Genomic DNA, 14,648 nt, shown 5'->3' with positions numbered 1-14,648 from the left:
ATGCCTCCTGCTGGGCTTCTACTCTCAAAGGTCGAAAACGCCAGGCAACCCGTTGATATCTTTTATCTCTTCATATTCATAAAATGGGTTCGCAGGTTCATGACCACGATTAACCCAAACCTTTGAGCGAATTCCCAAATCATGGGCTGTCATCAGGTCATACCGAAACGATGACGAGACATGCGTGATGTCTTCCGGGCCACACCCCAGAACATCCAACATATACTCAAATCCATTCATCTGCGGCTTGTAAGTACCTGTCTCCTCAGCCGTTATGACTTTATAAAAGGGCGCACCAAGTTTCTCGACGTTTGACATGATCTGACTGTTCATAGCGTTCGAAAGAATCACCAGGGGAATTTCCTGGGCGATTTTTGCTAATCCAGCAGGGACATCCGCATGAGGTCCCCAGGTCGGAACCTCATTATAAATTTGCATTGCATCTTCAACGCGGAATGGAACACCATTTTTTCTGCAGGTACGTTCCAAAGCATTATGTACAATCTCAGCATAAGGCTTCCACGCCCCCAACACTTCATCCAAACGATAAGCTGCGAAATTCTGGATGAAGAGCTGCATGGCCGGTTCACTCAGAGTTTCACCGTAAATGCGACGGGCCGCTCCGGCCATGTCGAAAAAAGTGAGTGTGCCGTAGCAGTCAAAGGTAATGAACTTTGGACGGAAGGTCATACAGGATTCCTTTTGCAGCCATTCTGTCTGGCATATTCGTCATGATGCAGCCTTCAGGTCGACAGTCGTTATCAGGTTTTCACAATCCAACGCAGGAAATTTCATATTGAAACGATGATGCAGCACGCCGTGCTGCACACGGCGAAAAATCAGGATCAGAACCGGCAAGGAACGCGGCACATTAAGAGTGCAACATCCTATTTGGCGAGATCACGCATGAGTCTGCTTCTTCCTATTTCATCGAGCCCTGAATTTTCACCACGAGAATCCGTTGCTGACCCGGAGCGGCTTGTTTCCGGTTCCCCCGCCTTCAAAACATGGCCGCTGGACAAGTCTCGTGATGGCAACGTGCGCACGGGCATCTGGGAAGCCACTCCCGGTACGACAAAGTCCATCAAGGGTGAAGCATTTGAATTCTGCCATATCCTTGAAGGATTGGTCGGGATCACAGAAAACGATGGAAAGTCGTATCTTTTCAAAGCAGGAGACAGCTTCGTCATGAAACCTGGGTTTGTTGGAACTTGGGAGACCATGGAAACCGTGAAGAAGATCTATGTCTTCGTGGAATGATGGCGCACACTGAAACAGTCACCTGAACTACCCTGAACGCTTCCGCACATCACACGGAGACCACGATGTCCGCACCACTGAACACGATCCGGACTGATCCAACACTGCCAGCAGAAGCCGATGTTGTTATCGTGGGCGCGGGAATTGTGGGAGTGTCCGCGGCTTACTGGCTCGCGAGAGGGGGGATGAAGGTCGTTCTTCTCGAAAAAGGCTCTGTCGGAGCTGAGCAATCAAGCCGAAACTGGGGATGGTGCCGACAGCAGAACCGCGACGCACGCGAATTGCCGCTTTCGACCCGAAGCCTCTCCCTTTGGGAGGATATGACTACCGACATCGGAGAGACCCTCGGTTTTAAACGCTGTGGTCTCTTATACCTCACAAATGATCAGGCTGAACTGGATGGCTGGGACAGGTGGGGTATTTTTGCACGCGGGGAAGGCGTGGACACGAGAATGTTGAGCCCGTCTGAAGCGGCACGACGAGGGCACGCCACGCAAAAAAAATGGCTAGGTGGCGTATGGTCCCCGAGTGACGGAATAGCAGACCCATCACTCGCGGCACCCATGATTGCAAAAGGCGTATTAAAACATGGCGGACACGTCATACAGAATTGCGCAGCACGTGGAGTTGAACTTTCGGCTGGAGCTGTCTGCGGTGTCATCACCGAACGCGGAACAATTCGCACACGTCAGGTTGTAATGGCTGGAGGCGTTTGGGCGCGCTCTTTCCTTAACCAGCTTGGTATTAATTTTCCTCAGGCCTCGGTCCGATCATCCATTCTTTCCGTTAAGCCCGGCGCGACGGGCTTGCCTGATGCCCTGCACACCACAAATGCATCCGTTACCAAACGAGGCGATGGCGGCTATACGCTGGCAATATCTGGTAACGGGCGCGTAGATCCAACGCCCGGAATACTCAAATGTACTGTACAGTTTCTCCCGATGTTTGCGAAAAGATGGCGCCAGCTCGCTCCCGGGGGCCTACAGGCATGGCGCTATGGCTTCGATACAAATCGCAAATGGAGTCTGGAGCAGCCTACTCCAATGGAAACAACGCGGATACTTGATCCACGGCCTGATAAAAATACACTCAGAGCAACGCTGGAAAACGCGCAGGCGCTTCTACCCGAACTAAAAAATGCCGCTATTCAGGCTCAATGGGCAGGATATATTGATAGTACCCCAGACGGTGTGCCCATCATTGACGGGAATAGCGGAATTTCGGGTCTTCTTGTTGCAGCAGGTTTTTCTGGCCACGGCTTTGGTATCGGTCCTGGCGCCGGGCACCTTGTTGCCGACATAATACTTGGAAGAACACCCATAACGGAAATCAAACAATATAAACTTTCCCGCTTCAAGAGAACATCTTGGGGAAAAGTGTCAGATTTCTAGATGGGGATCGAAGAACCGTTGTTTGATGGGCGTATCTTTTGATCTTACGTTTGCGGCGTACTGTTTGACGGTTGCCGTGATGGCTTTCGCTCTACGATTTGAGCAATGTGAGGATTTCATATTCTGACTTGATAAGCGGCCGCTCTGATCCTCTTCAGGGAAAAAAAGCCGCGTACATTGTAGACGATATTGGCAAGGCAGATCCTCATTGTGGCCAAGGTAATGCGTAGAACAGTCCAGTCTGTGATTTCTGATCAACCAGGACATGCTGTCCATGAAATCTTCATTTGCTTTTGAACGACAGGCCGTGTTCGCCCACACCGCTGACGCTGTATTGGTTGTATCCAGCAAGCCCTCTCTTAATCGCGCACAGTCACTGGCGACGGCATTCATCGTCTTCCATTTCTGAATCAGCCGAAATTTTCGTTCGATGGAAACATGCAATTTGTAGCCAAAGAACAAGATGTCAAGATCCGTTGTAAGGATCGTTCTGTTACCTTGCCCTTTGCTTTGGTAAACTTCAGTGCCCAGCCCGTATAGCGATCTTTATGAGAAAGCTTTGAGGGTTTGCTCTACTAGCCCTATGGGATACGCCCTGCACGCAGATCTGCCTTCTCTGCGTTGGTATTGCGCTGCTTTGGGGCCGCCGTCAGCGTGGCGTCCACGATCTGGCCTGAAATCCGCAGATAACCGGCGTTCCTCACAGTAGCATCAAAGCAGTTGAATAGAATTTCCATCGCACCAGCTTGGGTCAGACGATCACGAAACAACCAGACCATTTTGGCATCAGGCACGCAATCCAATAGTCAGAGAAAACGCCTCAAGCTGATCACCGAGCCAGCTCGGGCGAGTAAGCTGCTCTTCAACATCAAAGGAACTGGACAGCTTCATGATCCATACCCTAATCAACGCAAAGGGAATGGAAGCACACGGAAGGAATCAAAATGAGTAGCTTCTTCAAAACCCTGCAGCTTGACCTATGTTGCATAAAAGTAACAACATGAAGCAAATAAGCTTAAACCCTAACGTTTTTAATTTTATGCAAAATTACCATATGACAAAACGTTTCCGATATGAAATTTGCGGAATCATGCATGATCCGCACCACTAGTTTTGACGGAGTACCCTGTGGTTATGAAAAAGGCTCGATGGACGACATCGCTTATGGGAGCGACTGCGCTTGCGGCTGGGCTTCAATTTCCACAAATTGCGCATGCTGCATCTTCTGATGGTACGCTTACGTCTAAGCCCAAAAAGACGGTTGTAACGTCCAAAAAAATAACTACCCAAAATAAAAATGTAGTATCTGCTACAAAGCGAAATACTTTAAAGCAGAGTGTCGAAGCTCCCAAATCTCGTAGTGAAAACGTTGTTGTAACGGGCACATTGTTTCGCGACCCCAATGCGACAAGTTCGTCAGAGATCACTCATATTACGCGTAAAGACATGCAGCAGCGTGGTCTCAAAACGGTAAATGATCTCGTTCAACAACTTTCCTCAAACGGTGCAGGAAATTTAACGAGTCAGTGGGCCTCTGGAGGAGGGTTTGCTCCAGGCGGATCCGCTCCGTCCTTGCGTGGACTAAGTACTGACTCTACTCTTGTGCTCATTGATGGACAGAGAGGTTCTTATTATCCGCTTGCGGACGATGGGGAACGTGACTTTGTCGATACGACTTGGATTCCGATGTCTATCCTTGAAGGTATGGATGTCCTGCAAGACGGAGGCTCTGCAACATACGGTGCAGATGCGGTTGCAGGCGTGATTAACTTCAGAACCCGAAACGAGATTAAGGGTTTTGAAGGGAATGCCGAGGGTGGTTTGACCCAGCGTGGAGACCAAGGTCATCAGCGCCTTTATGCTACGTTCGGGCATGGTGATCTGGCTAATGACGGTTACAATTTTTACATCAATTCCGAATACCAACAGGACGATTCTTTATATTATCGGCAACTTCAATCTCCATATAATAGTGGAGACCTGACATCATTAGGCGGTTCCAACGGAAACACAAATACTCTTCTTCCTGGAACAAATCAGTTTAATACGAACTTTACTGGTGCAACGACTACAGCTCTCGTCCGTCCTGCTGTTAATGGAAGCGGTGTTGGTGGATATAACCTTCTAAATTCTTCTGCCGGATGCGGTAGCAATCAGACAGGCGTCTCAGGTTACGGTTTCTCCACGAATTATCCTAATTCTCTTACTAATGCATGCTCACAGAACGCAATGCGTTACAAGCAAGTCTCTCCAGATTTACGCCGTATTAGTGCTACAGCACATTTGACTGCGAATGTGACAGACCAGTCGCAGTTAATTGCGATGTTTAACTGGTCTCAGGCGCGTACAATTACGACCGGGACGCCAGCATCCTATGGTTCTTATACACAGGATGAGTTGGCTGGTAATTCTCCCACCATTCTGCCGTGGGAGCTTTCGAATGGACAGTTGAACCCGAACGATCCATACGCTGCACAACATCAAGATGCTCAGGTGGTAGGGTTATTTAATCAAATTCCAGTAACAACCGATACGTCTAATAACTTCAGAGGATCTGTCCGTTATACTGGTTGGTCCAATTCGAATTGGGGTTCCGACTGGAATTATAATGCTGACTTCGTCGGTATGAATACGCTCCTTAATCAGGTGCAAACAGGGCAGCCATATATCAGTCATTTGACAGCCGCGATTGCGGATGGGTCTTATAATTTTGTTGATCCTTCGAAAAATTCGCGCTCTGAAATGAATTATGTTTTGCCTGCGAACACTATTAATGCCCGCTCACAGGAATATTCGGGGCAAGTTGGCCTTAGCAAGGGGCTTTTCAAGCTTCCGGGTGGTATGGCTAAGCTCGCGATTGGGGCAAACTGGCGTTATGAATCAGTGAACGACCCGAACGCCAATCCAATTGATACAAGCAACTACGCGAATCAGTGGGCAAGTTACAATCCGGTCTCGCAGATCGGTCATCGTTGGGTTGAATCTGGTTTTTACGAAGCAAATTTGCCTATTCTAAAACAGTTCGTTGTTGATACGTCAGGTCGTTACGATCACTATTCAGAAGGTTTTAGTCATTTTTCTCCAAAAGTTGGCTTCCAGTTCAAACCAGTCAAGCAGTTCACTTTACGCGGTACGTTTAACCGTGGTTTCCGTGTACCTAGCTTTGCAGAAACGTCTGGTCAGACAGAAGGCTTTACCCCGGTGACCTACGACACCGCCAACCCTGCTGTGCAAGCATGGATGGCGTCGCATGGGAATAGTGCTTATGTTCAATCAGGTAATGAGCTTGGGCTAATGAGTGTAGGAAATCCACACCTTCGCCCCGAAATATCTACGAGCTATACTGTCGGACCTGTCATTAAGCCGACGAATTGGATGACACTATCTTTTGAGTATTATTATATTAAAAAAGATCATTATATTACGACCGGAATTCTTAATCCAAATCAGTATTTCAATTCTTGGATTGAAAATGGTGGATCGAACTCTGGAGAGCCTTCTGGAATTACGGTTGTTCCAGGTCCAAAAGATCCTAACTATCCGAATGCATTAGCCGCGCCCGGTTATGTTGAGGGCGAATATATTAATGCCAAAAGTATGATGACTGATGGCTTTGATATGTCTATTGATGCGCATGCACGTCTTCCTGGCTTCCTGCACAATATTATGTGGTATAGTAAGGGGCAGGCAACGTTTGTTAGGCGCTTTAATCAGGTTAATCCTGACGGTACCACGTATCGCTATGCTGGAACGCTTGGTCCATATCAGAGTGTTTCTTCCTCTGGCACGCCTCGTTGGAGAGCGAACTGGGCCAACACTTTTTCGTATAAGGGTTTAGCAGTCACCCCCACTGTTTACTATACAAGCGGTTATAAGACAGTCGCAGACGATAGTGGTATTGCATCAGCAGGTAGCAATGGACTGTATAGTCATAGCTGTGCCTATTCTTTAGGCATGAACCAAGCGAATGGACCTAATTATCCTACACAATGCCGAGTTAAGGGCTTCTGGGATGTTGATATGACTGTTAATTATCAGATGAATAAACGTTGGTCTGTTTATGCGAACGTTTACAACCTACTCGGTTTCCGTGCTCCTTTGGATTATGCGACTTACGGTGGGTATTTGTATAATTCGTCATGGTCTCAGAAGGGGGTTATCCTGCGTTCCTTCCAGTTTGGCGTGAACGTTTCTCTTTAAGGTGTAACCTGGAGGGTTTTTATAACCCTCCAGGCTCATCGCACGAAGCTGCATCTCAGGTCTCTGCCCCGGTATATCCAGAGAGCCAATGCAGGAAATTCTGTTATTGGCTCCCGCGTCGAGCACGTCTTTGCTGATAAAAAATCACAGATAGGGCTGTTCGTCCGAACCGTAGGCATAACGCGAGCCACCATAAGATCGGACTGACCAATATAGTCTACAATATGCGCCACTTCATCTTTCTGGAACTAATCAGCAGCGCTGTGTAGCAATCTTACGGATGAAAACTTCAAATATCCGATAAGCGCAGAACGAATGCCACCATGGTAATCATCAATCAGTGTCAAAAATCAGGGCGAAACTGTATCAATCAACAGTCCCTTGAGAACTCCAGCTAATTTTCTCTAGAAAGCTAGGGGCAGTGATCCGCTTATGGCATATCGGGTTAAGAGGTCATCAGCGCCCGGAGCTGGGCATGGACCCACGGATAGAGTTCCTCGCCCTTCGTGTTGAGTCTCGACTTCAGGTCGCGCGTCGTATCATCGGCCAAAATTTCCAGAGCACCGGCGGCAATACCGACATAAGCTTCTGTCACGACGCTCGCAGCGCTGCTCTTCGGAATAGTCCAGTTTTTGGTCATCGGCGTGTCAATCATACCGACCAGCAGCCCGATAACCTGCGTGCTTTGTCCCTCAAGCGCCATACGCAAACCGTTGGTCGCGGACCATAACGCGGCCTTCGATGCGGCATAGGCCGTCGGTATACTGACCCACGCCGCAACAGACAGAATATTAAGCATTGTCCCACCGCCATTGGCACCGAGAACCGGTGCAAAGGCATTGGCTACGTTCAGCGTGCCGAAGAAATTCGTGTCAAAGATGCGCCGTGTTTCCGCCGCGGGCTGGAGTAAGACATCAGCTTCCGGTGCGATGGCCGCGTTGTTGATGAGCAGATCACAATCTTGCGCAGTCGCGACAGCACGTGTGATGTCGTCGGCTTTCGTGATGTCGAGCGTCAGCGGTACGATGCGAGCGTCATTCCAAACTCTGGGTTTTCGGGCTGCCGCATAAACGCGGCGTGCGCCACGCTGAATGGCCTGTTGGACGAATTCTTCCCCGAGCCCCCCATTGGCACCCGTTACGAGAACAACCCGATCTTCCAGAGTACGGTTGGTCTTGTCGATTTCCTGCGTCATTCTATAGTTCTCCGAAAGTGGGGATTTTCCCCGGAACACTATCTGGGGACTCTCCCCGATTAGTCAAGGGAGGATATTTATGACTGCGGAGCCGGAAATAAATTCAGCCAAGCCGCGCCCCATGCGCGCCGATGCACGGCGTAACCGTGATGCGATCCTTACGGCCGCACGCGCCACATTCGAGGAAGAGGGCGTTCTCGCCTCCCTCGACGGCATCGCCCTACGTGCAGGCGTGGGAAATGCGACGCTGTATCGGAACTTTCCGACGCGGGACGATTTGCTTGCTGCCGTAGCTTCGGTCAGCATCGAAACTGCTCTGGCCGAAGCTGATGCACTGTCCAGATCGCTCGCGCCGAAAGAGGCACTGGCAGAATGGCTGATCCGGCTCGCCTGGACACTGCGCATCTGGCACGACCTGCCAACCTGTGTTGCGTCCGCTCAGACAGACCCGCAATCGTCCATGGCTTCTGCGTGCGCCGCGCTGATTGATCGAACGGGGACATTGCTCCGTCAGGCAACCCTGTCCGGAAACGCTGGGGACGGTGCGACAGCGGCAGAAGTGTTCGAACTCGTTGTGGCATTGTCCTGGGCCGTGGACCGTTTCGGGGACAATGAACTGACGGCAAGGCGGCGTGTTTCGGTCGGTATTGCCGGCATTTTTAGGACAATTGCCCTTGATGATGCCTGCCTTGGTGCGCCATCAGGCGCCGTGGAGATAGCCCCCTAATTTCATCCATTCTGCAAAGTCGAGTGTTTGTCCGAACACTTCTGTCGACGTCTCAGACGTCGGCCTACTTCCAAAACGGAACGTAAAGAAGACATTGATAGCAGTCTACGAAGAAAACGGGTGATGTATCGCAGGAGAGTGGTTCTCGACAGCGGTATTTGCCGCATTTATGCATAATTACTAACTCAGTCTGCATGACGATAAAGAGAATAAGATTAGTGAATTCTTCAGTTTCCGCCGTTCTCGATCCTAGAATATGGTTTCTAGCTCTCGGCACCTTCGCGATCGGGACAGATGTTTTCGTCATCTCGGGTATTCTGCCCGAAGTCGCGACCAACCTGCATGTAAATCTCAACGCTGCAGGCCAGATCGTTACAGCCTATGCCCTGACATATGCTCTTGTCGCGCCGATTGTTGTGCCCTTTACCGCGGCCTACAGGCAAACCCGAATTGTCATTGGAACCTTGGTCACGTTTGCAATCGCAAATATGCTCTGTGCCACAACGCCATCTTATGCTGTTCTAATCGCAGCCCGAATTGTCGCTGGCATCGTCGCTGCTCTTTATACTTCAACAGCCTACTCCCTCGCCGCATCTCTCGCACCAAGCGCCCGGAAAGGTGCGGCGCTCTCTGCGGTGGCACTTGGTTTCACTGGATCGGCCGTCTTTGGCGTCCCGATCGGGACAGCAATCGGCGATATACTCGGCTGGCGTATGACCTTCTGGCTGGTAACGTCAGTCTCGGCACTGTCTGCCATTATCCTGTATCTCCGGCCACCCAAGGAGCCAGTAAAACACGCCGCCCCTGTTGGCATTGCAGCGAGGTTTGCCTCCCTTAAAGACCCAACGATCCTGTTGGCCATGCTGCCAAGTGTCTTCTGGAACACTGCCAATCTGATGAGTTACACTTATCTTGGAGCTCTTTTGGCCAGACACCATGAAGCACATACCGTCGTCTTTCTCTTTCTGGCTTACGGATGTGGTGGCTTGGTAGGCAGTCAACTTGGCGGCCGCCTGGTTGATCGGTTTGGAGCCATTAAACCGCTGATTATATTTCTATTTATAGCTGCCCTCAATCAGGCTGCAATGGGATTAAGCCTGAAAACAACCATCACAACCGCCATGGCTCTTGCTATTTGGTCTATTACTGGCTGGGGCACTTTCGCACCACAACAGGCACGCCTGATCGCTCTGGCACCATCCAACAGCCCTCTTCTTATCGCGATTAATCACTCTATTATCTATTTCGGAACAGCCGCTGGCGCGGCCATAGGAGGTGCATTACTCGCACACAGTTTGCCTTTGGAAAAATTGCATTGGGTGACCGCCGCAATGCTCGCCGTTGCTGTCGGCATTCTTGGTGGCAGTCGTCGTCTTTCCAGATTTTTCGGACTTACAACTGCCGGGAAGCAGACATCAGTTACCTAGTTGTTTAGTCCCGGAGTTTGATGGTGTGGTATTTTCACGAGAGCGGCAGGAAGCCTTATGGGACAGATACGTCACGGCGGCGCCACGACCACGCACGCCGTGCAAACAGCATTATAGCAATCGCAGGATTCGCTCTCAGCGCTGAGCGAAGAGTTGGGAATCAACCCGTAAACAGTTGCGAAATGGCGGAAGCGTCAGACTGTCAAGGATCAGAAAACTGGCTCCAAAGAGCCGCACTCAACGAGTCTGAAAGAAACCGAAGAAGCCATGGCAGTCGATTTTCAGCGGCATATGTTGCTGCCGCTGGATGACGGCCTTTATGCCTCCTGCAGGCCAGCATTCCTTATCTGACACGCTCTGCATCGCCGCTTTCAGCGTCACGGAATATCCCGACTTCCGGACATGGAGATAGACAAGCCCCAACGACAGCGTTTCAAACGTTACCCGGTTGGATTTTTGCACCTCGATATCGCGGAGGTCCAGACCTCTGAAGGCAAGCTATGCCTCTTCGTTGCAACCGACCGGAAGATGGTCGAGGGCCTGGGAATTCATCGAACATCTCCTAAGCGTCATTCCTTATCGGGTACGCACCATTCTGGCCGATAATGGGATCCAGTTCACTGAACAGCCCCGTAATCGCAATACAGCTTGGTCGCGTCCCGTGCGCTTCGACATGATCTGTGAAGCGCACGGGATCGAACATCGCCTGACAAAACCCAATCATCCCTGAACGAACGGTCAGGTTGAACGGATGAACCGGACGATCAAGGAAGCAACCGTCAAACGCTTCCTTTAAGACAATCATGAGCAGCTGAGCACCCCCCTCAATGACTTCATGGCAGCCGATAATTTCGGGCGAAGGCTCAAGACGCTGAGTGGCCTCACACCTTACGAATCTATCTGCAAAATCTGAACTTCAGAGCCAGAAAGATTCATCATCAATCCAACCCATCAAATTCCAAGATTAAACAACTAGACAGCAATAACACGATTATGGCTATTGAAAGAGAGCTTCCGAACACACGAAATTCATAGCAGAAGTACCTCCTAACCACCCATCTTTTCCGTTTTCTATTGCCAGAAAATTCTTCTATGGACATGATAATATGAATATTTTTTCAGCATTGCCACATCATTAAGGTAACAGCCTCACGTGGCATTCCTGGTATGGGATGATCGTATCATGACTATGCGCAACGCAGTCTCAGCCGCCGTGATCACGCTTTTAGCGTCTTCTGTGGCCTATGCCGCGCCTTTAGCGGACTATATTTCGTCTGCAATGACTGCTCCAATTCGTCAGGGTGACAGAGCGGATGATAGCCGTCGACACGGAGCTGAGATTGCTGCACTGGCCGGGATCAAACCAAGCGAGCGTGTTGCTGACTTTTTACCAGGAGGTGGTTATTGGACCCGTATCTTCTCTGGTATCGTTGGTTCTGAGGGCAAGGTACTGGACATTTGGCCAGCCGGCATGGTCGCTCCAGGATCAAAGGGCGAAACCCGCATGAAAGCACTTATCGGGGCACCAGGGTTAGAAAACGTAGCGGCCGTTCCGGATGATCTCGCTCATCTCACCCTACCAGCCCCTGTGGACGTATTCTTTACGTCCCAGAACCTTCATGATCTGCCAACCCCATTTCTGGGGAACGTGGATATCACCGCATTTAGTAAAAACGTTTTCGATCTCTTAAAGCCTGGTGGCCGCTTCGTTGTCATTGATCATGTGGCCGCCCCAGGGACCGGACTCAGCGAGACGAACACTTTGCACCGTATTGATCCGGCAATCGCCAAAAAAGCCATCCTCAGTGCAGGCTTTTCCTTGAAATTTGAAAGCAAACTGCTTTCAAACCCTGAAGATGACCATCATCTCAAAGTTTTTGATCCTGCCATTCGAGGAAAGACCGATCAGTTTATCTTCGTATTTACCAAACCGGCTCTCTAATTGATCCGAATAAAAATAGACTGCGCATTTTAACTGCGAAATTCTGGGTATTCCTCTAAAATTGTCTGTCTGCTCAATAATAAAAGAGCAGACAGACAGTAATCACCGTCAAGTTGGATTTTCCAGGCAAGCTTTGTGCTTCCCGAAAGCTGACATGCGTACTTAGGTTCGAATGCTGGGTGTCACGGATCCCGGAGTAGTTCACCGCCTCCCTCAGGACCCTCCGAGCGTATATGTTGGGTGGACCGGCAACATATGCGCCAGATAACAAGAAAGCTGCTGCTCCAGTTCTCTGGACGAAAATATTCCTGCGATGTAACCGTCCGGACGCACGAGCACCCATTGACCAGGGTCGACCCCGTACGCTGCGACGATATAACCATCTTCGTCGACGAGTTCATTCCCCGCGCCGATAGTGACAATCCGGACGCCCGCGATAGCCGATGGCCGGTAGGTCGGCTCGTAACCTAGCAAGGTCCAATGAGTCCCTTGGAAAATCGTGAACAGTCGTGTTCGTTGCCCAGCTTGTCCGCAACAAGGCGCATCAGGTGCGCGATCGCCCGCCTGCAATTTGCCGTCTACCGGACCGGGCACGTTCAACGATGAGCCGCGATAGTCAAGGTCGAGCTGACGCGCTTCGCGATCACGTCGCATGATGCCCTGCTTGACTTCCCCGAGCAGCCGCGTCGAGAGACGCAGCATGTTCAATGCGATCGGCCGACGTTCCGCTTCGTAGCTGTCGAGCAGCGCTTCTGGCGCACCGGCGAGCACGGACGCCAGCTTCCAGCCGAGATTATAGGCGTCCTGAACACTGGTATTGAGGCCCTGACCGCCGGTTGGCGGGTGAACATGCGCAGCATCCCCCGCAATGAAGACACACCCGATCCGATAGCAATCAGCCAGACGCGCACTCATCGTATAGACCGAGGACCAGGACACCGAACGGACCCTAATATCCCCTTTGCCAGTTCGGTCTCCGATGAGTGCGGTCAGTCCGACAGGGGACAGATCGATCTCTCCATCCAGTGCCACAGGAGCCTGAATCTGGAAGAGATCCGTTCCCGCCAGCGGGCAGATCATTATCTGTGTCGCCGCTGAATCGAACTGGAAACGATGCCAGGCGGACCGATCCAACCCCTCTAGCTGCACATCGGCAACAATCGCGCGCACACCCAGTGCTTCTCCTGGAAAATCGATTGCCAGAGCATGACGCACAAAACTCCTACCGCCATCAGCTCCGACAAGGAACCTGGCGCGGATAACCTGCTCGCTACCTTTCTGTGCGATCCTCGCCGTAACGCCATGGGGGTCTTGTTCAAACCCGGTCAGTTGTGTCCCAAAATGTGGATGATGGCCCAGTTCGGAGAGCCGTTCCCGCATAACGGCTTCAGTTGCGAACTGCGGCAGCATCAGCGGCGCGGCGTAAGGTTCGGCGGTGGCCGGAAAAACGTCTGCCTCCGTTAGAAGCGACACTTTATGGCTTCCATCAGGACGATACTGACACAGTGGCGGATAAGATTCACCTGCCGCCGCTACACGGTCGACGATGCCGAGGTCTTCGAAGATTTCAAGCGTTCGGGGTTGGATGCCCTTGCCGCGCGACCCGCTGAACGGCTTTGTGTTCTGCTCGATCAGTTGGAATGAAACCCCACGACGGGCAAGATCTATGGCAAGTGTCAGGCCTGTGGCCCCCGCACCCGAGATCAGGACGTCTGTATCGAAGGACACTGGCAGCTCCACGAATTAATGTGTAATATTCACATATAGAGGTTTGAGGTCGAGAGCAACGAGAAACGTGAATAATGCACATGATTCTGAAATCCTGCGTGAACTCCATGCTGCGGTCATTGATCTGGTCGATGAAATCAACCGACCGCGTCGGGATGATCGCCTAATCGAAGAAGCAGGCATTCCGCTGGATCGGGCCCTGTTTCCGCTTCTGGCGCGCGTATGGCGTTACGGTCCTATCGGCGTTGTCGACCTCGCAGATCGGACGGGCCGAGATCATACGACCATCAGCCGACAAATGAGTAAGCTCGAGGAGCTGGATCTTATCGCGCGTCGTTCTTCTACGACGGACAAGCGTGTTCGCGAAGCGACAGTAACTGAAAAGGGACAGGAAATGGTCGATCTGCTGAACGCGGCCCGTGAGAGGTTGGCCAACCGCATTCTCGTCGATTGGGCCCACGAAGATCTTGATCAATTAAAGACACTTTTGCGGCGTTTTGCTGACGATTTGATGCGCTCTTAAAGCTTCATCTAATCATTCAGTTTAGAACACATCGGAGGCGGTCACCTACATTACAGAAGCAGCGATGTAGCTTTCGTTTCATCAAAAGCCGACATTCAAACTCGCTCTCAAAAAAGAAAGATACGACCCCTTTTCGTGTTTCAATGCGACATAATATGAATGTGTCGCATTGAATTGAAAATCTAACCACGCACCCTATGATGAGCGGAAACACTTTCTGGAAGAGTTATCTCTGTGTGGATAAAAAATCTCCGA

Annotated in this window: 10 protein-coding genes and 3 pseudogenes; 9 read left to right on the top strand and 4 right to left on the bottom strand. The window is 50.8% G+C overall.

Annotated elements, in window-relative coordinates:
• Window positions 1-24: 24 nt before the first annotated feature.
• Entirely contained in the window at window positions 25-690 is a 666-nt protein-coding gene (locus GWA01_RS11750; protein WP_146798261.1) for a haloacid dehalogenase type II, read from the bottom strand.
• Between the two features lie 216 nt (window positions 691-906).
• On the opposite strand from GWA01_RS11750, the gene GWA01_RS11745 reads away from it, so the two are divergent.
• Window positions 907-1,260, top strand: coding sequence for a cupin domain-containing protein (locus GWA01_RS11745; RefSeq protein WP_146798259.1), 354 nt, complete (start codon window positions 907-909; stop codon window positions 1,258-1,260).
• A 65-nt stretch (window positions 1,261-1,325) separates the two neighbouring features.
• On the top strand, window positions 1,326-2,651 hold the full coding sequence (locus tag GWA01_RS11740) for an NAD(P)/FAD-dependent oxidoreductase (protein ID WP_146798257.1): 1,326 nt from the start codon (window positions 1,326-1,328) through the stop codon (window positions 2,649-2,651).
• A 116-nt stretch (window positions 2,652-2,767) separates the two neighbouring features.
• On the opposite strand, the pseudogene GWA01_RS11735 reads toward GWA01_RS11740, so the two are convergent.
• Window positions 2,768-3,457 (bottom strand): annotated as a pseudogene (locus GWA01_RS11735) (IS5/IS1182 family transposase); the annotation flags it as partial.
• Between the two features lie 328 nt (window positions 3,458-3,785).
• On the opposite strand from GWA01_RS11735, the gene GWA01_RS11730 reads away from it, so the two are divergent.
• Both GWA01_RS11730 and GWA01_RS13280 read left to right on the top strand, forming a co-directional pair.
• Window positions 3,786-6,851: a TonB-dependent receptor plug domain-containing protein gene (locus GWA01_RS11730; protein ID WP_228118634.1), complete on the top strand. Its 3,066-nt coding sequence runs from the start codon at window positions 3,786-3,788 to the stop codon at window positions 6,849-6,851.
• A 30-nt stretch (window positions 6,852-6,881) separates the two neighbouring features.
• Window positions 6,882-7,120: pseudogene (locus tag GWA01_RS13280) on the top strand (IS5/IS1182 family transposase); the annotation flags it as partial.
• Between the two features lie 176 nt (window positions 7,121-7,296).
• On the opposite strand, the gene GWA01_RS11720 reads toward GWA01_RS13280, so the two are convergent.
• A complete protein-coding gene (locus GWA01_RS11720) occupies window positions 7,297-8,046 on the bottom strand; it encodes an SDR family oxidoreductase (RefSeq protein WP_146798255.1) in 750 nt (249 codons plus the stop codon).
• 79 nt (window positions 8,047-8,125) lie between these two features.
• Here GWA01_RS11720 and GWA01_RS11715 point away from each other — a divergent pair, with 79 nt between their 5' ends.
• The 4 genes and pseudogenes from GWA01_RS11715 (at window position 8,126) to GWA01_RS11690 (ending at window position 12,142) form a co-directional block, all read left to right on the top strand.
• A complete protein-coding gene (locus GWA01_RS11715; RefSeq protein WP_146798253.1) occupies window positions 8,126-8,773 on the top strand; it encodes a TetR/AcrR family transcriptional regulator in 648 nt (215 codons plus the stop codon).
• A 218-nt stretch (window positions 8,774-8,991) separates the two neighbouring features.
• Window positions 8,992-10,200, top strand: coding sequence for an MFS transporter (locus GWA01_RS11710; RefSeq protein ID WP_186819566.1), 1,209 nt, complete (start codon window positions 8,992-8,994; stop codon window positions 10,198-10,200).
• 57 nt (window positions 10,201-10,257) lie between these two features.
• Window positions 10,258-11,176, top strand: a pseudogene (locus tag GWA01_RS11700) (integrase core domain-containing protein).
• A 207-nt stretch (window positions 11,177-11,383) separates the two neighbouring features.
• Window positions 11,384-12,142: a class I SAM-dependent methyltransferase gene (locus tag GWA01_RS11690; RefSeq protein ID WP_222592707.1), complete on the top strand. Its 759-nt coding sequence runs from the start codon at window positions 11,384-11,386 to the stop codon at window positions 12,140-12,142.
• Between the two features lie 213 nt (window positions 12,143-12,355).
• Here the strand turns inward: GWA01_RS11690 and GWA01_RS11685 are convergent, their stop codons facing one another.
• On the bottom strand, window positions 12,356-13,870 hold the full coding sequence (locus GWA01_RS11685; protein WP_146798249.1) for an FAD-dependent oxidoreductase: 1,515 nt from the start codon (window positions 13,868-13,870) through the stop codon (window positions 12,356-12,358).
• Between the two features lie 67 nt (window positions 13,871-13,937).
• Between GWA01_RS11685 and GWA01_RS11680 the strand changes: the two genes are divergently transcribed.
• Window positions 13,938-14,393: a MarR family winged helix-turn-helix transcriptional regulator gene (locus GWA01_RS11680; RefSeq protein WP_146798247.1), complete on the top strand. Its 456-nt coding sequence runs from the start codon at window positions 13,938-13,940 to the stop codon at window positions 14,391-14,393.
• The last annotated feature ends 255 nt before the right edge of the window (window positions 14,394-14,648 follow it).

The organism is Gluconobacter wancherniae NBRC 103581, from assembly GCF_007988885.1.
In the GTDB taxonomy this organism is placed as follows: Bacteria; Pseudomonadota; Alphaproteobacteria; order Acetobacterales; family Acetobacteraceae; genus Gluconobacter; species Gluconobacter wancherniae.
Note: the sequence above shows the minus strand (reverse complement) of the source record. Positions and strands in the feature narration are given on the sequence as shown.

Excerpts from the sequence above, each read along its gene's own strand:
- GWA01_RS11750 (WP_146798261.1), bottom strand. The coding sequence starts at position 690 with ATGACCTTCCGTCCAAAGTTCATTACCTTTGACTGCTACGGCACACTC.
- GWA01_RS11745 (WP_146798259.1), top strand. The coding sequence starts at position 907 with ATGAGTCTGCTTCTTCCTATTTCATCGAGCCCTGAATTTTCACCACGA.
- GWA01_RS11740 (WP_146798257.1), top strand. The coding sequence starts at position 1,326 with ATGTCCGCACCACTGAACACGATCCGGACTGATCCAACACTGCCAGCA.
- GWA01_RS11730 (WP_228118634.1), top strand. The coding sequence starts at position 3,786 with ATGAAAAAGGCTCGATGGACGACATCGCTTATGGGAGCGACTGCGCTT.
- GWA01_RS11720 (WP_146798255.1), bottom strand. The coding sequence starts at position 8,046 with ATGACGCAGGAAATCGACAAGACCAACCGTACTCTGGAAGATCGGGTT.
- GWA01_RS11715 (WP_146798253.1), top strand. The coding sequence starts at position 8,126 with ATGACTGCGGAGCCGGAAATAAATTCAGCCAAGCCGCGCCCCATGCGC.
- GWA01_RS11690 (WP_222592707.1), top strand. The coding sequence starts at position 11,384 with ATGACTATGCGCAACGCAGTCTCAGCCGCCGTGATCACGCTTTTAGCG.